The sequence below is a fragment of the Alteromonas sp. McT4-15 genome (assembly GCF_020515205.1).
In the GTDB taxonomy this organism is placed as follows: Bacteria; Pseudomonadota; Gammaproteobacteria; order Enterobacterales; family Alteromonadaceae; genus Alteromonas.
In genome coordinates this window covers 76204-94902 of record NZ_JAJALG010000014.1, presented here as the reverse complement: position 1 = coordinate 94902, position 18699 = coordinate 76204, and the positions used below count along the sequence as shown (strand labels likewise).

Sequence of the window (18699 nt, the reverse complement as noted above, 5' to 3'; positions counted from 1 at the left end):
GGATGAACCTTTCAGGCAGCAATTGTTTAGCATTTATACTGCGTCTGCGCACACTTATGTAGATGGCTACACGACGTGTGCACTTCCTTGTCTAAATGCTAAACACTTTGCTGCAAAAATGTACGGCAAAGGTCAACACGCTCTAGTAAAATTCAGTAAGCAAGTTGTAATTTTGTGTTAGGTGGACAAAAAATGCGCATGTGCTAACTTAAAGTTGAATGCACTAGCCATAGTGGCTGGTGCAAGACAAGGAGTCATATATGCAACGTTTAGTTCACAAGCCACGTTACTCTGCGTTTTTTGCAACAATTCTCACTGTTTTTACCGCTACTACGATTAATGCCACACCGTCGTCAAGCACCCAATTCGCTCAATATACCTCTAGCAGTAATGTTGAAATACAGTATCCTGATGTCGATGCGGTCCTCGACATTTCTGTCATAGAAATGGGCGCATCTAATCGGGAACTTGCTGAGCGCCCGCTGGGCAGCACAGGAACCCGTCTTAAAAAACGAGTAAACAGGTTAACAGCATTAGAAAGTAATCGTGTTTATTTTGAAAACTTTAACAAACAGAATTATCGAAAACATCTCGATGATGTAACCGCAAGCTTAGCTGAATTGGCTGATAAAGCACCTCTTAAATTGTTCAACAAAAATGAGCAACTGGCGTATTGGCTCAATTTGTACAATATGACGCTATTAAGAGAGATGGCGTACAACCAGTCTGATGAAAACATCAAATACGAATTTGCCAATGAAAGGAACTCTGACTTTTTCAATCGAGATGTGCTTACTATTGAGGGGCAAGCGCTGAGTCTTAACGACATTAAGTACGATATCGTTCTTAATAATTTCAAAGGTAATGAGAACGTTATTTATGGCTTTTTTACCGGCGTTATCGGTGGACCCAGCTTGCAGTCTAAGGCATTTACTGGGAAGAACGTGTTAGGCCAACTTAAGTCTATAGGCCGAGAGTTTGTTAATTCAAACAGAGGCACCTATTACAATGGCAGAGTGTCAGCGCTTTATGCACGCTATTCCGACTTTTTTGATGGCGAAAATAAACCAGCATCAATTCAAGCTCACATTCTCAAATATGTTGAGGACGATATGCGAGAAAGTATTGAGCAAGCTGCGCCCTCTGAACTAAACATGGATATTGTGGACTTTTCAAAAGCGGCAATTATTGACGACAGAGTTTACGCTGCGGGCCTATCTTATAATAGAGCTGCACTAATGGCGACACATCCAGTGTTAACAACCGGATTCGACAACCTTCGATTCTCGTTAGATGATATCCAGGTATTGAGGGAAATTAATCGCAAATATAATACTGCCAGAAGTGCAGTTACGGTTAATGACCTGTCAGAGAGTGAAGCATCGTCTACAAATAAATAACGGTTTATATGAAAGGTAGGAACGGTCTCGTTTCTGCCTTTTTTAATTTCAACAACGACTTACGTGAGACGTTAGCCTGCTTTTTCATATACTGAAAAAATTCTCTTTGAAAGTTTGATTGAATTTCCGACAACTGGTAAAAAGGTATCGTGATTATACTAAAGTGTAATGCTCACTTGGCTTATTCTTGATGTGATGTATGCGCGTGTTACGTACAAAGTATGAGTTACCAATAAACTATGAATAGCGCTCAAGGTTGGGCAATACATAAACAAAAAATAAGCAAAACAACCGAAGTTGATGGGAAATAGGGAATTAATTATGTCGAAACTGACTACGTTGACCTTTGTCGCGGCAATGACAGTGTTGCCAATGACTAAAACACTTGCCGCTGAATCGCTAAGCGAGACCTTTGCAGCTTCAACGCAAAGTAGCGAACTTGAAATTGGCTATACCGATCTTGACGACTTTTTAGCACTTACTGTGCTAGATGTTGGTCGCTCGAATCGAGAGAAAGCGCCGCGCCCTTCGGGTAATACAGGTACCCGAATGAAAAAACGCATAAATAGACTGACGGCATTAGAAGGTAACCGTGTTTATTTCGATAATTTTGATAACGCAAAATATGTAGAAGCCTTGTATGCCATTCAAGAGAGCCTTGAGGCATTACCGCAAGAAGTTTCGCTTAGCCAATTTAACAGCAATGAACAACTGGCCTATTGGTTGAACCTTTATAATTTCACTTTGCTTAAAGAGATAGCACAAGACTACCCGAAAGTTGATATTGGTAAAGAGTTCTCAAAAGAGAAAAAATCTGACTTCTTTAATGACGAAGTCCTCAACATCGAAGGTAAATCGCTCAGTTTGAACGATATTAAATACGACATTGTGTTGAACAAATACAAAGGCCGTGAAGAAGTGATTTATGGGTTCTTTGGCGGGGTTATTGGCGCACCGAGCATACAAACGCATGCATTTAGAGGTAAAGATATTTGGCGCCAGTTAGAAAAAGCAGCCGCAGACTTTGTTAATTCTAACAGAGGTACCTACTATGAAGGACGCATATCGGTACTTTATGATAGATATAGCGATTTCTTTGACGGTAATCAGGAAGCAGTTAAAGACCATTTATTGTCTTATCTTGACGACGAGGTTTATTCTGATATCGCCAATACGCCTGCTGAAGATTTAGATATGGATATTAAAGACTTTTCTGCGGCCACTATTGGTGATGATAGAGTGTACGCTGCAGGTGTTTCTTTTAACAATGCCGCACTTATCGATTCTGCGAGAGTAGAGCAAAGAGGTGGTGATATTGCAGGTCCAATTGCTACACAAAATTTCGTGGCTGAAGGTATGATCTCTAAAGCGAAATTGAATGTGAGATTCACCGCTGACGAACTTGAACTGCTACAGGGTATTAATAAACAATATCAAGTGACAAATGGTCAAGTAACAATAAAAGACCTTAAAGAGAAAGAAGCCACTGGAAAAGAATCAAAAGACGAGAATTAAGCGAAGTTAAGCGTAAGTTAATAGTCTTTCCATTTTCACTAAAAGGGGCGTGTATCGCCTCTTTTTTGTCTGCTTTTTAAGCAGACTTTTCTTTTTTCACTCGATTCAGTATTAGCCCACTAAATTCTCTAGAATCACTCATTACGCCCACTGAGTTGTATGATTTTTGTACGCTTATCGCTAAATTTTCATGTTTTTATCTGTTTTGTAACTTTCTTGTTACATATTGCGGAAATTAAATGAAAAAAAATTGAACTTTTACAGAACTGTGTGACTGATCGCAGTTGACCCCCCCTCAGTGATATGGTTATTATCGTTAATGAGGATTAGTCCTTACTTATAACAAGTCGTAATAAAACGAACGATTAAAAACACACTAAGAGTTATTAGTGGTCCAGGGAGACAATACATGTTTACAAACTCTAGATTGGCTAAGTCAGTTAAGCTGGCTTGTGCCTTCGGCGCACTTTCTGCGTCTATGACTGCGACTTCAGTTGTTGCTCAAGAAGACGAGCAGGTAGCTGATGAAGCAGTAGAGAAAATCTCTGTAACAGGTTCACGTATTAAACGTGCTTCTTTAGAATCAAACAGCCCTGTTGTATCAATCGATGCTTCAGTAATCGAGTCAACTGGTTTCTCTCGTATCGAAGACGTGATGAACACGTTGCCACAAATCGAAGCAGCGCAAACCGCTTTCCAAGCTAACGGTGCTTCAGGTGTGGCTAACCTTGACCTTCGTGGTCTTGGTCCAAACCGTACACTTGTGCTAGTAAACGGTCGTCGTCTTCAGCCAGGTGGTGTATACAGCCAAGCGTCTGACGTTAACCAAATTCCAGCAGCACTTGTTAAGCGCGTAGACGTTCTAACTGGTGGTGCATCTACTACATACGGTGCTGACGCGGTAGCGGGTGTTGTTAACTTCATCATGGATACTGATTTCACTGGTTTTGAAATCACTGCTACAGCTGCAGGTTACCAGCACGACAACGACAACGAATTCATCCAAGGTCTAATGGATGATCGTGGTTTCGATTACCCAGAAGGTTCTAATGGTATTGGCGGTGAGTCTTACGATATCTCTGTTACTGCTGGTGGCGACTTCGCAGGTGATAAAGGTCACGCGACAGTTTACGGTACATGGCGTCGTAACAACGAAATGCTTCAAGGCGAGCGTGATTACTCATCATGTGCATTAAACGCAGCAGGTACATCATGTGGTGGTTCATCTACTGCAGTACTACCTAACTCTTTCTTCTACCCAATTGTAGACGGTGCACCTGACTACGGTAATGAGTTGTTCTGGAGCTTGAACGAAGACGGTAGTTTCTCTCCGTACGATGGTACAAACCTGTACAACTACGCGCCAATTAACCACTTCATGCGTCCAAACGAGCGTTTCACTATTGGTGCATTTGTTGATTACTACATCAACGACGACACGCGCGTATACGTAGAAACTAACTTCATGAACGACAGAACAGCAGGTCAAATCGCTGAGTCTGGTACGTTCTATGGTGCAGAGTACCTATTCGATTACAACAACCCAATTCTTTCTGACGCGCAAAAAGCGCAAATTCAGGCAGCATTTGGCCAAACTGATGCAGACCAATTCGTAGCTTACATCGGTAAGCGTAACGTTGAAGGTGGTCCTCGTGCCGATAACCTAGAGCACAACTCTTTCCGTATGGTTACTGGTGTTGAAGGTGTGATTAACGATATGTGGTCTTACGACGTAAGCTACATGTATTCACAAACTAGCTCGTCTTCTGCATACATCAACGATTTGTTCCTACCTTCAATTTCTCCTCGTGTAGGTGAAGTAGGTACAGAATGTACTGGCGATTGCTTGTTGTACCAAGTATACACGCCATACGGTGTAACACCTGAAATGGCTGGCCAGCTTTCTGGTACTGCTGTTCTTACTGGTAACACGTCACTAATCATCTATAACGGTTTCGTTACTGGTGAATTCGACTTCTCTCTACCAGGTGCCGATACACCAGTTGCGGCAGTATTTGGTCTAGAGCGTCGTGAAACTGACTTCGAGCGTGTTTCTGATACGGTATACCAAGAAGGTTCACTAGTAGGTCAAGGTGGTCCAACTGAAAGCCTAGTAGGTTCATTCGACGTAAACGAAGTATTTACAGAAATTAGCGTACCAGTGATTGAAGATGCGCCAGGTGTTGAAAACCTAACAGTTGACCTAGCACTACGTATTTCTGATTACACAACGTCTGGTAATGCAACTACTTATAAAGTAGCGGCTGACTGGGCTATCACTGAAGATTACAAATTCCGTGCAAGCTTCAACCGCGCTATCCGTGCGCCAAACATCAGTGAACTATTCGCTGGTCAGAGCATCGGCCTATGGGGTGGTGTAGACGGTTGTGCTAACGGTTCTGGTGAAGACGGCGGCGTGCTTTACTCTGAAGCACAGTGTGCTGCTACTGGCGTAACTGCTGCTCAGTACGGTTCAATCACAGCTAACCCTGCTAACCAGTACAACCAGTTCTCTGGTGGTAACCCGAACCTAGACCCAGAAGAAGCTGATACGTTCACATTCGGTTTTGTTGCATCTCCGTTTGAAGACTTCGACTTCGCGATCGACTACTGGAAGATCGACATGGAAGAAGTTATCGGTACAGTTGGTGCACAAACAATTCTTCAATTGTGTGCAACTCGTGGCGAATTCTGTGACAACGTAAACCGTAGTGCAGCTGGTAGCTTGTGGATCAGTCAAGATGCGTTCATCACTAACCTTTCTGACAACGTAGGTGGTCGTAAGTGGGCTGGTGTTGACCTTGATATGGCTTACAGCATGGACCTAGCAGGCGGTACACTTCGTGCAAACCTAGTTGGTTCATACAACCTAGATAAGACGTATCAGCCACTACTATCTGATCCTTCTCTAGACTATGACTGTTCTGGCCTAGTAAGTGTTCAGTGTTTTGCACAGCCTAAGTGGCGTCATACTATGACTGCTAACTATGCGATGGACGATTGGACAGCAATCGCACGTTGGAGATACTACGGTGACGTAGACTTCGAAGGTGAAGGTGGTCTATCTTCATACTCGTTCTTCGACCTTTCTGGTAGCTACCAAATCAACGATTACCTAGCAGTATCTGCTGGTGTGAACAACATCCTTGATAAAGAGCCGCCAATGGTTGGTGGTTCACTAAGCACTAACGCTAACACAGTAGCGGGCTTCTACGACACTCTAGGTCGTTACCTGTTCACTAACGTTACGCTTTCTTTCTAATTTTTTAAAAATTAGTTAAAGCATCTAAAAAGCCAGCTGAAAAGCTGGCTTTTTTATGCCTGTCTTTTCCTTTTACGCATTAGCGTAAATATAAATGTGAAAGATAAACCCGGTTTTTTGAACCTAGCCGCGCTTAGACGCGCTTGATCGCGTTTGATGAAGAGAAATGAATTAACGATTAGCGCTTATTATTCATGGTGAATATTGCTAATGTATAAGTGAGGAACAACGCTAAAGCATCTTAGAAATAATAAAAAATAATGAATGACCTAAATCAAATAGGCCAGCTTCTTAAGGCGGGTCAATATCACGACGTACTCAAACTGTTAAACAAGGAATTTCCCTCGCATCTTCCCTCGAGTGAGTTAGTAAAAATTGCCAGCTTCTGCGAAGTGAATATTAACCAATTTGAAAAAGCCATTTCTCGACTTTCGCAGGCGCTTATTCGTTTTAAAGATGATGTTGGATTACTCATTAGTTTGAGTTTCGCGTACGCTAAAAGTGGCGATGTTGAAAATGCAAGTAAAACAGTTTCGCGACTTACACCACAAACTTTACTTAACGCTTCGCATGTTCATGAACTGCTTTTTTTATTGCGAGAATTTACATTGCGACGCTATGCGGTAAAAAGTGTAGTAAGTGCTATTTATAGCAATAGTCAACAGAGTTACGGTAATGACGAAAAGGTACTTAGTCAGTTACTGCATAGTGCAAAACAAGCTCAGTTATGGGAAACAGCGTTAACCATTTCAAATAAGCTCTATCAACGCTTAAAAAAAGATACTTTCATTATTGAGCAAGCGATTGCACTTCGCTTTTTAAATCGCCCCTCAGATGCTATAGCGTTACTTGAGAAATTGACCTCATCACTAAACCATTTTGCCGTGTTTCATAATCTGGCCAATGTGTATTCAGATATTGGCGAACTGCAAAAAGCACTCGTGTACTACGAAAAGGCCATACGACTCAATCCAGACTATGTAGAATCACTGGTTAATCATGCAAAGGTGTCGTTTGAGTTAGGCAATACAACAACGTGGCTGAATTTATTTGAGAAAATAATAAAACAAAAGGCACACTCTGTTGCGCATTGTATTGCTTATATTAATTTATTAATTGAAGGAAAGGACTATCCAAAAGCCATTACCACCATAGAGCAGTTGGCAGATGAAAATAACCAACCTATTTATGCGTTATTAAAGGCAAAGGCGCTACGATTAGACAATAAACCAGATGAAGCGTTAGCGGTGCTTGAACCGTTTGCACAACGCAATATTGCAGAAGTTAACCTAGAGCTTTCTGAAATTGCATTAACGCTTAAAAACACAGCGTTAGCAGCGCAGCAGCTGGAAGCTGTTAAGAAAAACGCTCCACTTAATTTTTCGATGCAGCAAATCGTTAAGTCGAACACCTACATTGTAGACAGACTACTTGAGTTACCAATAGCGCCATCGCTACAACAAGCAGTGTGGCAAAGAACTGTGCGTGAGACTGAAGTACCAATGTCGGCTATTCGAGAACATTTGGAAACATTACACGGTGATTTGTCATCACCAGTTAATCAGTCGGTTCAAAGAGGGACGCAAACGCGAGGAAACTTATTTCCAACGAATAATAGCAACCTCAACGCGCTTGAGGCGTTTATTAAACACCAGATTGTCGATTTTATTAGTGAAAACGCGTCATATCTCAGCGTTGAAAATAACAACACGTTAACTGCAGATATGATTGAGTTCAGCGGTTCGTGGTCCGTATTAAACAAGTTTGATGGATATCACGTACCGCATTACCACTCAAATGGTCTGGTGAGTGGTGTTTTCTACGTGGACGTACCGAAAGACTTGAGCGAGCATGATGTAAGTGGTCACCTGCATTTAGGGAGAGTAGATAAAACACCATTCTACTTGATTGACCATTTCACAACGGTTAAGCCTGAAAATGGCAAACTGGTCCTATTTCCCTCACATGCGTGGCATGGTACTTTTCCTACCGAACGAGAAGGAAACCGTTTAACTATTGCGTTTGATGCTATTATTAGTTGAAAGCGCACCCACAGGGTTCACAGTTACAAGTGTTACAACTGTTAAATGTTGCGCTTTTGTTGAGGAATTGAATTAATCGATTAAGTATCAAACTGGAGTGACGTAATTAATTAACAATCTTATTTGTTGGTATATTAATCAATTGATTTAAAAACCACATGGTGTAAACAGCCTGTTACTTGACTCGTTATACCAATCCGTGTGAGTATACTACGTTCGTAGTACTGACGATTGACGTTAGTACTGCATTCCTGAAACAAAATTGTGAAAGTTTTATACGCCCCTTGCCCGAATATTTTCCTATCGGCGAGGATTCAAATAAGAAATTTGGTTGGGAACTATGTCCAAAATGAGCAAGAGAACTCTTATTGCTTCTACTGTTATGGGTGCATTCGCACTAACAGGTAGCGCAGTCTCTGCAGATACGCTAGAAGATCTTCATAAAGAAGAAGCGAAAATCCACGCGGCTGCAGCGAAATCTCAAGAAAAAATCAACACGTTGTTTGAACAATCTCAGGAACTACTTGTTGAGTATCGTCAAACAGTAGATGAGACAGAAAACCTTAAGATCTACAACGATTACATCGCTAGCCTTGTTGCAGACCAACAACGCGGTATCGATTCACTTCAGCGTCAAATCGACAGCATCGAAGAAACTAAGCAGGGCATCGTTCCTCTTATGTTCCGCATGATCGATAGCCTAGAGCAGTTCATCAAGCTTGACCGTCCAATTCACTTGGAAGAGCGTCTTGCGCGTGTAGAGCGTCTTCGTGACATCATGGCTAACTCAAACGTTACTGTTTCTGAACAGTTCCGTCAGGTGCTAGAAGCATACCTAGTTGAAGTTGAGTACGGTACGAAGATTAACTCTTACCAAGGTACAATCAACGACGCAGGTACAGAAGTAACTGTTGACTTCTTCAACCTAGGTCGTACAGCTCTTACTGCACTTTCACTAGATCAAACTCACGCATGGGTTTGGAATAATGAAACTCGCTCTTGGGAAAAACTAGGCGATGAGTACCTGTCTTCAGTAATCGAAGCAGTTAAAATGGCTAACGGTTCAATCCCAGCGGACCTAATTAAAATTCCAGTTAGCGCAGCGGAGTAATAGTTAATGAAACCAGTATTCAAAACTCTTTTAGCCGCGGTAGCAGTTGCGGTTACAGCAACCGGAGTACAAGCTCAGGAAGCAAAGAGCCTTAAAGATCTTCTTGATCAAGTACAGCAAAACCGTGTTTCTGAAGCACGTCTAGACAAGCAACGCGAAGCTGAATTCCAATCAGCACGCGCTGACAAACAAGCACTTCTTCGCAAAGCGCAAGCTGACCTTAAAGCTGAACAAGCGCGTGGCGATCGTCTACAGAAGCAATTCTCTGACAACGAAGTTACATTGAACGAAAAAGCAGCTGAGCTAGATCAAGCGACAGGTACGCTTGGTGAAATGTTCGGTGTTGTACGTCAAGCGTCTTCTGAAGCGTTTGGTCGTATCTCTACTTCAATCGTAAGTGCACAATTCCCTGGCCGTGGTGAATTCTTAGCTGCAATGTCTGAAGACTCTAAAGGTCTTCCAAACATTAAAGAACTAGAAGACCTATGGTTCGCACTTCAAAAAGAAATGACTGAAGGTGGTGAAGTAGTTAAGTTCACTACAGAAGTTGTAAATCTTGACGGTGGTTCATCACAACAAGAAGTACTACGTGTTGGTACGTTTAACCTTGTTGGTGAAGCAGGTTACCTAGCGTACGACGCTGAAGGTGAAATTGTTCAGCCTCTAGGTCGTCAACCAGATGGTCACTTCGTTGCGTCTACTCAAGACCTAATGGAAGCGACTTCAGGTTTCACTCCTTTCTTCGCTGACCCTTCTCAAGGTGCAATCCTTGGTCTATTGAAGCAGAAAGCGACAATGTCTGAGCGTTATCACGCAGGTGGCCCAGTAGGTTACACAATCACGCTAATGCTAGCGGTTGGTCTACTAATCGGTCTTTACAAAATGATTACGCTAACTATCGTTGGCGGCAAAATGCGTTCACAGCTTAAGAACGTAAGTAACCCTTCTGAAGGCAACCCACTAGGTCGCATTCTTAAGGTTTACCAAGAGAACAAAAATGCTGACGCTGAAAACCTTGAGCTTAAGCTTGATGAAGCTATCCTACGTGAACTTCCACGTATCGAAAGCGGTATCAACGTAATCAAGATCTTCGCAGCGATTGCTCCTCTACTAGGTCTACTTGGTACTGTACTTGGTATGATCGAGACATTCCAAACTATCACACTATTCGGTACTGGTGACCCACGTATGATGGCAGGAAGTATCTCAATGGCGCTTGTAACTACTGCTCAAGGTATTATCGCGGCTCTGCCTCTAATCCTTACTCACAGCATCGTAGCGTCTCGTAGCAAGTCAATCATCCACATTCTTGATGAGCAAACTGCGGGTATCGTAGCTGCTCACACAGAGTCGGAGAAGGCGTAATATGAATTACCTGATTGGATTATTTGAATCGGTCAGGGACTTTATCGCTACCGGCGGTGACGTACTTTACTTCGTTGCTGCCGCGCTCTTTCTCATGTGGGTATTAATGATTGAGCGTTACTGGTATTTAACCTCGGTCTTTCCAAAGGTGAAGAAAAACATCATCGCCAATTGGGATGCCCGAGCTGATACCACTTCATGGTATGCGCATAGAATCCGTGACGCGTGGATTTCTCAAGCGTCAGACGACCTAAACGCTAGAATGCTGATTATTAGAACCATTATTGCAATGTGTCCACTAATCGGGCTACTGGGAACAGTAACCGGTATGATCGGTGTTTTCGAGACTATGGCAACACAGGGCACCAGCAACGCTCGTCTTATGGCCGCTGGTATCTCTATGGCAACAATCCCGACGATGGCGGGAATGGTTGCTGCGCTATCTGGACTGTTCATCAGTTCACGTCTTGAAGCGAAAGTGAAGCTGGCAAGAGAAGGGCTAGTTGATAGCCTGCCACATCATTAGAGAGAGAGATTATGGCTCGAAAAGTCAGAACCGAGGAAGAAGATGCACAGATCGACATGACGCCCATGTTGGACATCGTGTTTATCATGCTTATCTTCTTTATCGTTACCACTGTTTTCGTTAAAGAAGCAGGGATTGAAGTTAACAAGCCAGATGCGAGCCAGGCGATTCTTCACAAAAATGCAAACATCTTTATCGCCGTAACGGAAGATGGAAATGTTTGGTTAGATAAACGTGAAGTAGCGCCGGACAGCGTAAGAGCGAATATTGAAAGACTGCTTACCGAGCAGCCTACTGACTACGTAATCATTCAAGCTGATGTAAAAGCGAAGCATGGTTTAGTAGTTGAGATTATGGATCAGGTTAAAGCCGCTGGCGTTAACCGAGTCTCGGTAGCGGCAAGGGGATAAGATGTTACGTATAATTGTATCTATATTTTTAGGTGCTGGTGTTGCATTCGCCCTGTTCGTTCTAATGGCAAAGTTGATTGAGAACTCATCTAGACCAGCAGACGAAGTTCCGCCTGCACCGGTGATCGATATTGTAATGCAGGAACCAGACGACCAGACGCAAACGCGTACTCGTGTTCCGCCTCCGCCTCCGCCGCCACCGCCTCAGCCTCCTAAAATGGAGCAAGTTGAGCCGGAAGCAGCAGAACCTGATGCAGATGGTTTTAGCCTAGCTATTCCTGCTGTAGATACAGGTGGTGTTGGTGTAAACATTGGTGGTGTTGGTGCAATGCAGCGCGATGGTGATGCTACACCTATCGTTCGTATCGACCCTAAATATCCGCCTGATGCAGCCCGTGACGGCCGTGAAGGTTGGGTAAGACTGTCATTCACTATCAACGAAGTTGGTGGTGTAGACGATATCGAAGTTATTGATGCTGAACCTAAGCGTATTTTCGACCGTGAAGCACGTCGTGCTTTGCGTAAATGGAAATATAAGCCTAAGATCGTAGATGGCAAGCCGGTTAAACAACCTGGCATGTTCGTACAGCTAGACTTTAAACTGGAGCAATAGATCATGATGAAACGTTCATTCAAAATGACTGCCGTTGCTTTAGTGCTTGGTGCAGGCGCGGTGCTTTCAGCACCCGTTGCACTGGCGCAGTCTTCGCCTGTTGTTTGTCCTGGATATCAAAAGGGTAAAACAACGCTTGTAGGCGAGCGTACCGGTAAAAAGGTTCAAAAAGCATTTGAGTTCTATAACGAAGACCAAGTTACCGAAGCACTAAACGTATTATATGAAATCGATCCTTCGGACGATTTCGATAAAGCTTACGTTAAACGCTTTATCGGTAACCTTTTGGCTTCTCAAGAAGGCCAAGGCTTAAAAGCGTATGGCTACCTTGCAGACTCAGTTCAGCCTAAAGTTCTTAATGACTTAGAACATTCTCAAACACTTAAGTTACTTGGTGACTTAAGCATGCAAGAGAATAAGTACACTGACGCGATTAAGTGGTACAACGAGTGGATGACATTCACTTGTAAAGAAGACGCTGATGTATATACGCGTTTGGCACAGGCTTACTATGAATCTAAGCAATTAGCGAAGATTGTAGAGCCAGCGGATAAAGCAATTGCTTTGTACGAAGAGCCAAACAAAAACCCGTATGTACTTAAGCTTACGTCGTACTACGAGCGTAAGATGTTCCCTGAGACGGTTGCAGTAGCAGAAGAACTTGTACGTAAATTTCCTGAAACACCTAACTGGTGGACTCAACTTGGTTTCTTCTACCTACTTGTAGAAGATTACAAGAAAGGTCTTTCAACGTTTGAACTTGCTTATATGCAAGATTACTTGAAAAAAGACAGTGAAATTAAAACGCTTGCACAGCTTTATCAAACTAACGGTATGCCTTATAAAGCAGCTAAACTGCTTGAAAAGCATATGAAAGAAGGTTTGCTTAAAGATGATGCAGATATGCTAGCGAATATTGCAAACGCATATCACCAGGCGAAGAACTACAAAACAGCTGCGAACATGTACGCACGTGCGGCAGCGAAAAGTTCTGACCCAGAGCATTACCGCAAGCAAGGTACACTATTGTTAGTGGCTGAAGACTACAAAGGCGCAATCAAAGCACTTGAAAATGCTCTTGAGCGCGGCGCTGAAGACCCAGAGAAGATTCACTTCACACTAATGGAAGCGAATTTCTATGCGGGTAACTTCAAGTCTGCTTACCGACATGTACAGGAAGCTAAGAAAGACCGCTCACTACGCCGCAATGCTGCTGCGTGGGAACCTTACATCAAGGAAAAAGCGAAGAACCGTGGTATTAGCATTTAATTCCGCGCATTAGCGAAAGAAAAGCCTCCTTATGGAGGCTTTTTTATTGCTTTCAATTTAGTGAAAAATACGGTGTGAGCAGCATTTTATCCACCGTAAAGCGTGTTGGTTCAACGCAGTGCAAGCCATAACTATTCAGTCGTCTAGGCTACATAAACAACAGCTTTATTTCTTCGCGCAGTATACGGGTAATGTCTTTAATGCCATTGGCGTTGAGTTGTCTCTTAAGTAGCGCTATGTTGAATTCATGACTACTTATTGCAGTGAGCACATCATTGTTATTTAAATAGCGTAAAGACCCTTTTTTCTTCTGGTTAATGGCATGACCAAAGAATGCGTTTTCGTTGTCTTTGAGTGCAGCCATGAGAAGTGTGAGTATTAGCCATACATCATCAAGAGTGCGGCTCCCAGCAATAAAATGCTGTAGTTTTTTCATTAATATAGCCTGAATCTCCTCGGGTACTGTTGCTATATCAATATTATCGTTTTGCCATTTAAATAAACTCAACAAGAGCTTTAGTGATTGTTTGGCCGCTTCAGTCATGGCACAAAAGGCTAACGCACTCGTTTCTCCGCTTGCTTTGTTCGGTTTTCTCCCTTTATCGACAATGCTAAAGCCACTGTTAGTCCAAAAACTATCTAGCGCAGTGGTGGTGCCGTACGATGTGGTAATTGCATCAACAGCGTGATGATTTGCGCGGCTTTTTATTTCGCTTAGTAAAAAAGAACCATACCCCTTGCCTTGCAACGCGGGTAATACGGCGATGCGGTTTATACGCCAGTAATTTGATGTAGCTAAGGTAGCATCTGCGGCCAACAAGGCCAGTCGTTGGGCGCTCAAGTGCCCCTTAGGTCTGCGCTCGCCAGTAGCAATGTGCTGAGCAAGTGGAGCAAGTGGTTCTCCACCTTCTACGTTAACAATAGCCGCTGCAATAACATTATTTGAGTGATTTAACGTGGCAAGATGAATATCAGGGCTATCAACTAGACGCATCAAATCATCTGGCGTGGTTTGATAGTGGGCTAATGTAAGCAATTGCATTACTTGGCTGAGCATGTCGTCGTTTAGTGACTTAACTTCGCTCAATGTAAAGGTGGTATCGCTCATATTAAAGCTGATTTGTTTACTGTACTCTTGTAGAGCGTGATTGCTCCCTGATTTTTCAAACAAACACGTGTCTAATATAAATTGTTCAATTGGATCTTCATCGTACCATCGCAGGGGGTTAGTCAGCCTAATATGCTTAGGCAAGGGGGCGTTGCCTTCCGTATCTGGGTCTTTTTCTTCTGAGCCTTTTCCTTCAGAGTCTTCTGCTTTAGAGGAAAGCAGTGTAGGCAATAGTTTTTGTACAAACCCGTTACCACTGCCTTCATAGCCTTGCAACGTAGTGCTTAAAATCCAATTTTGATGAGAGTCGATAATGGTTTTGAGTAAGGGGAGGGGAAAAGAGGCGGCTTCATCAACAATGATAAAGTCAGTATGCTGTGACAATTGAGTTGTAAGTTGTTCGTTATCAGGAGCGACCCATTTAAGTTCACCTTTGTTATAGTGAATGTGATGATTGCCAATATGCGCCACACCAAGTTGCTTAGTCGCGAATTTAAATATTTGGACGACGTTATCGGATAAGCTACTGGTAAGTAATATACGTTTTCCTTGGCGCACCAATTCACTGGCAACAAGCCCAAGTAGCGACGACTTTCCCCTACCGCGTGGTGCTGTAACAAGAGCACGACAAGGTTCTGTTTGGTCAAATGTGGTTAATTCATTAAATCCACGCGCTTGCTCATAAGATGCAAAGACCTGCTTATCGTAGTTACAGTTTTCTAGTGCGGGTATGAGAGGCTGGCGCAGTGTCGGAAGATGTAACTGTGAATCGCTATAAATTGCTACATCAGCATTACTTTTTAGTTTTTCCACCATGCGCGCTATATAGGTACTGTAACTTAGCGTATAGCCGTGGGATAAAGAGGACGTTTTAACTTTGCTAGGCCATTGCGTTAGGTCGGGGCAAATCAGAACAAGGCAACCACCGTGTTTAATGGTGCCCGCTACTGCCATCATATCTCCAGCGGAAAACGATGTTTGGCAATCAAAAAATGCAATATCACACTCAGTGCCAAGCACATGCTTTCGGGTCTTGCTATCGCCAAATCGCGAAATGGTTATTGATTGGGGGGCTGATGCAATTAATGCATTGCAAGACGTATCGCAAAATGGCTCTGTACCGCTTATCACGAGAACACGCCTGTGATAACGAGGCGTAGTGCCGTGAGCGTGTTCGAGAAAAGGAGTAAATAACCAATCGGCTAATTGTTGTAACGCCATGAAAGTGTTTTTTCGGTATAATTAAGTGACTATAGTAGCGATTTATTAAGAGGAATTCGAATGCGCTTTCTTTCTCGGCGATTAGTTATGCCAAATGATCTCAATTATGCCAACTCCTTATTTGGTGGCCGCGCGTTGGAATGGATTGACGAAGAAGCCGCAATTTGGGCAATTTGCCAGCTTGAAACCAACTGTTTGGTGACCAAGCATATAGGTGAAATAAGTTTTGAGTCTCCAGCATTGCAGGGGGATATTGTTGAGTTTGGGCTTGAGACAAAAGCGGTTGGTCGCACGTCTATTACCGTAAGCTGTTTGGTTCGCAATAAGGCAACAAAGAAAACAATCTGCTTTGCTGATGATATTGTGTTTGTAAAAGTAGACCCAGAAACCCGTCAGCCCACCGCACACGGCAAAACGCTGGAAGGACTTAAAGCACAAACCGATGACGAGGTTAGAAAACTCAACCTGAATATTGAAGAAAGTTAAGTTTGAATAACATAGATATTTATTAAATAGTACTTAACGTTATCTTCGCTTGACGGCGTTTACCCAACTGGTAGACTCCGCGTAGTTGGTAAGCCATACGCTTAAGTATGTTCTTACATATGCCAAGGGGTGTCCGTGTTTCGGTCTGAGATCCACATTGTGTGGGAACCCTTAAACCTGATCCGGATAATACCGGCGTAGGGATGGTTCACAATATAGCCTTATCACCTGCCGTTAAAGCCGGATCTTTTTTCTTAAAACAAGAACAAGAGATCCCATGTACAAATCATTTTTCACTCTTTCTTTACTCGCCAGTTCAGTGGCTGCTTATGCTCAAAATACCAATGAAGTTAGCGAGCAAGCCCAAGATATCGAACGCGTTGTGGTAACGGGTGACTTTCGTCAGACTACACTTGACCAATTGAGCGCAAGCGCGACTATTCTAAGCGAAGCGCGTTTACGCAGTAGACAGCCTTCCCATATCGATAGCGTACTAAATACGATTCCCAATGTTAACTTTGCCGCTGGTGCGTCTCGCGGTCGCTTCGTTCAAATTCGTGGTATTGGTGAGCGCAGTCAGTTTGCTGAGCCCATCAATCCGTCTGTTAGTTTTATTGTCGATGAATTTGATTTTTCTGGTCTGGCGGCAGCAGGTATTATCTTTGACACCAAACAGTTAGAAGTCTATCGCGGCCCCCAAGCCACTTTATACGGTACTGGTGCGCTAGCGGGGGCTGTAAAACTAACCAGTAATGAAGTAGGCAGTAACGCGCCAAGCTATGTTGAAGCGCGCGCGGGAAACAAAGGTACCTACCGTATTGAAGGTGCAACGGGTAACGATATTAATCAAGACTGGGGTTATCGTGTTGCGCTAGTACATAATCGCAGTGACGGATTTGTTGAAAATACCTTTTTAAATCGCAATGACACCAATAATATTGATGAAACTGCATTGCGCTTTGCGTTGGAAGGTGAGTTAGACGATACCACCACATTGGCGGTAACTTATCGTTGGTACGACATAGATAATGGGTACGACGCATTTTCTTTAGACAATGACAACAAAACCCGTTCTGATGAGCCTGGTTTTGACGAACATCAGACACATGCGATAAGCGCCCGCAGCACAACACGCACTGCCAAAGGCGATCTTATTCTCATTGCTACGCATGCGTCCCATAATATTGCCTATGGCTATGACGAAGATTGGACGTTCACAGGCTTTCACCCGTGGGGCTATACATCATTTGACGCCTACTATCGCGATGTAGACACCCAAACAGGAGAAATTCGATTTGTATCTTCACCTGAAGCGGCACTATTTGATGGGAAAACTGACTGGACAGTAGGGGCGTTCTACAAAAATTCACAAGAGCAATTATTACGTCAGTACACGTACCTTAGTAACGACTATGCAAGTGAGTACACGCCAACAACAACGGCTTTGTATCTTCAAACCGAAACTCAGCTACAAGATAATCTTACCTTGGTTGCGGGAATTCGCGCAGAAAACTACGACTTCGAATTTGCCGACAATAACGGGCTAACACGTGATTTTGATACCACAATGTTAGGCGGTAAGGTGGCTCTCCAATACACAATGGGTGACCATTTTTACTATGCTAGTGTGTCGCGCGGCTTCAAAGGGGCTGGATTTAACCCTGATAATCGTGTGAATGACGACCAGCGTTTCTTCGATGAAGAGTACAACTGGAACTACGAGTTAGGTGTGAAGGAGCCACTCTTAACATCAAACCTTACTGCACGCGCCGCAGTATTCTTCATGGATAGAACCGATACACAAGTTAGCGATTTTGATGTTATTACTCGTGATGATGGTACTGCTGGATTTGTTGATATTATTGATAACGCAGACTTAGGTACAAATAAAGGCGCAGAACTAGAACTTAATTGGTTAGCAAATGATGCGTGGCAGGTCAGTGCCAGCGTGGGGTATTTAAGTGCTACATTTGAAGGGTATACCCTAGCAGACGGCACAGAAATACAAGAGCAGCGACAAGCGCAAGCGCCTAAGTGGACTGCTAATGTATTCAGTGAGTATGCCTTTACCGATACTTTATTGTGGCGTGTTGATATGGACTTTAAGAGTGAGTACCGATTCTCTGACGGACATGATGTAACGGCACCGAGTACAGCACTGTTTAATTCAGAAGTTGTGATGCTATCAGGGAATTGGCAAACGTCTTTGTGGGTGCAAAATGCATTTGACCGTGAATATTACACCAGAGGCTTTGGTGGGTTTAGCAACGATCCACGCGACGAATACGCGTTTAACGAGCCTTACTACCAAATTGGCAATGGACGACAGTTTGGCGTAACAGTGAAATACGCTTTCTAATAAGAGGATTTT

Annotated in this window: 14 protein-coding genes and 1 riboswitch; of the genes, 13 read left to right on the top strand and 1 reads right to left on the bottom strand. The window is 43.2% G+C overall.

Annotated elements, in window-relative coordinates; genetic code table 11:
- The 11 genes from LHL20_RS11940 to LHL20_RS11890 all read left to right on the top strand — a co-directional run.
- Positions 1-181: hypothetical protein (locus tag LHL20_RS11940; RefSeq protein WP_226433454.1), on the top strand; the 181-nt coding region annotated here is incomplete at its 5' end.
- A 79-nt stretch (positions 182-260) separates the two neighbouring features.
- Positions 261-1400 (top strand): DUF547 domain-containing protein, encoded by a 1140-nt coding sequence (locus LHL20_RS11935; protein WP_226433453.1) that lies wholly within the window; start codon positions 261-263, stop codon positions 1398-1400.
- A gap of 321 nt (positions 1401-1721) precedes the next feature.
- Positions 1722-2915, top strand: a complete 1194-nt coding sequence (locus tag LHL20_RS11930) for a DUF547 domain-containing protein (RefSeq protein ID WP_226433452.1) — start codon at positions 1722-1724, stop codon at positions 2913-2915.
- 409 nt (positions 2916-3324) lie between these two features.
- The gene (locus tag LHL20_RS11925; RefSeq protein ID WP_226433451.1) at positions 3325-6177 is read left to right on the top strand and encodes a TonB-dependent receptor domain-containing protein; all 2853 of its coding nucleotides are present in this window, start codon (positions 3325-3327) and stop codon (positions 6175-6177) included.
- 260 nt (positions 6178-6437) lie between these two features.
- Complete coding sequence (locus LHL20_RS11920) at positions 6438-8219, top strand: 2OG-Fe(II) oxygenase family protein (protein ID WP_226433450.1); 1782 nt, start codon at positions 6438-6440, stop codon at positions 8217-8219.
- A 349-nt stretch (positions 8220-8568) separates the two neighbouring features.
- Complete coding sequence (locus LHL20_RS11915) at positions 8569-9330, top strand: DUF3450 domain-containing protein (RefSeq protein ID WP_159623389.1); 762 nt, start codon at positions 8569-8571, stop codon at positions 9328-9330.
- A 6-nt stretch (positions 9331-9336) separates the two neighbouring features.
- Complete coding sequence (locus tag LHL20_RS11910) at positions 9337-10695, top strand: MotA/TolQ/ExbB proton channel family protein (protein ID WP_159623387.1); 1359 nt, start codon at positions 9337-9339, stop codon at positions 10693-10695.
- A gap of 1 nt (position 10696) precedes the next feature.
- Positions 10697-11221 (top strand): MotA/TolQ/ExbB proton channel family protein, encoded by a 525-nt coding sequence (locus LHL20_RS11905; protein ID WP_159623385.1) that lies wholly within the window; start codon positions 10697-10699, stop codon positions 11219-11221.
- An 11-nt stretch (positions 11222-11232) separates the two neighbouring features.
- On the top strand, positions 11233-11631 hold the full coding sequence (locus LHL20_RS11900) for an ExbD/TolR family protein (protein WP_012517737.1): 399 nt from the start codon (positions 11233-11235) through the stop codon (positions 11629-11631).
- 1 nt (position 11632) lies between these two features.
- A complete protein-coding gene (locus LHL20_RS11895) occupies positions 11633-12244 on the top strand; it encodes an energy transducer TonB (RefSeq protein ID WP_159623383.1) in 612 nt (203 codons plus the stop codon).
- 3 nt (positions 12245-12247) lie between these two features.
- A complete protein-coding gene (locus LHL20_RS11890) occupies positions 12248-13513 on the top strand; it encodes a tetratricopeptide repeat protein (RefSeq protein WP_159623381.1) in 1266 nt (421 codons plus the stop codon).
- 148 nt (positions 13514-13661) lie between these two features.
- Here the strand turns inward: LHL20_RS11890 and LHL20_RS11885 are convergent, their stop codons facing one another.
- A complete protein-coding gene (locus LHL20_RS11885) occupies positions 13662-15842 on the bottom strand; it encodes a GNAT family N-acetyltransferase (RefSeq protein ID WP_226433449.1) in 2181 nt (726 codons plus the stop codon).
- A gap of 60 nt (positions 15843-15902) precedes the next feature.
- Here LHL20_RS11885 and LHL20_RS11880 point away from each other — a divergent pair, with 60 nt between their 5' ends.
- Both LHL20_RS11880 and LHL20_RS11875 read left to right on the top strand, forming a co-directional pair.
- Positions 15903-16328, top strand: coding sequence for an acyl-CoA thioesterase (locus LHL20_RS11880; RefSeq protein ID WP_159623377.1), 426 nt, complete (start codon positions 15903-15905; stop codon positions 16326-16328).
- A 115-nt stretch (positions 16329-16443) separates the two neighbouring features.
- Positions 16444-16549, top strand: a riboswitch (TPP riboswitch).
- A gap of 56 nt (positions 16550-16605) precedes the next feature.
- Positions 16606-18687 (top strand): TonB-dependent receptor, encoded by a 2082-nt coding sequence (locus LHL20_RS11875; protein WP_226433448.1) that lies wholly within the window; start codon positions 16606-16608, stop codon positions 18685-18687.
- Positions 18688-18699 lie beyond the last annotated feature (12 nt).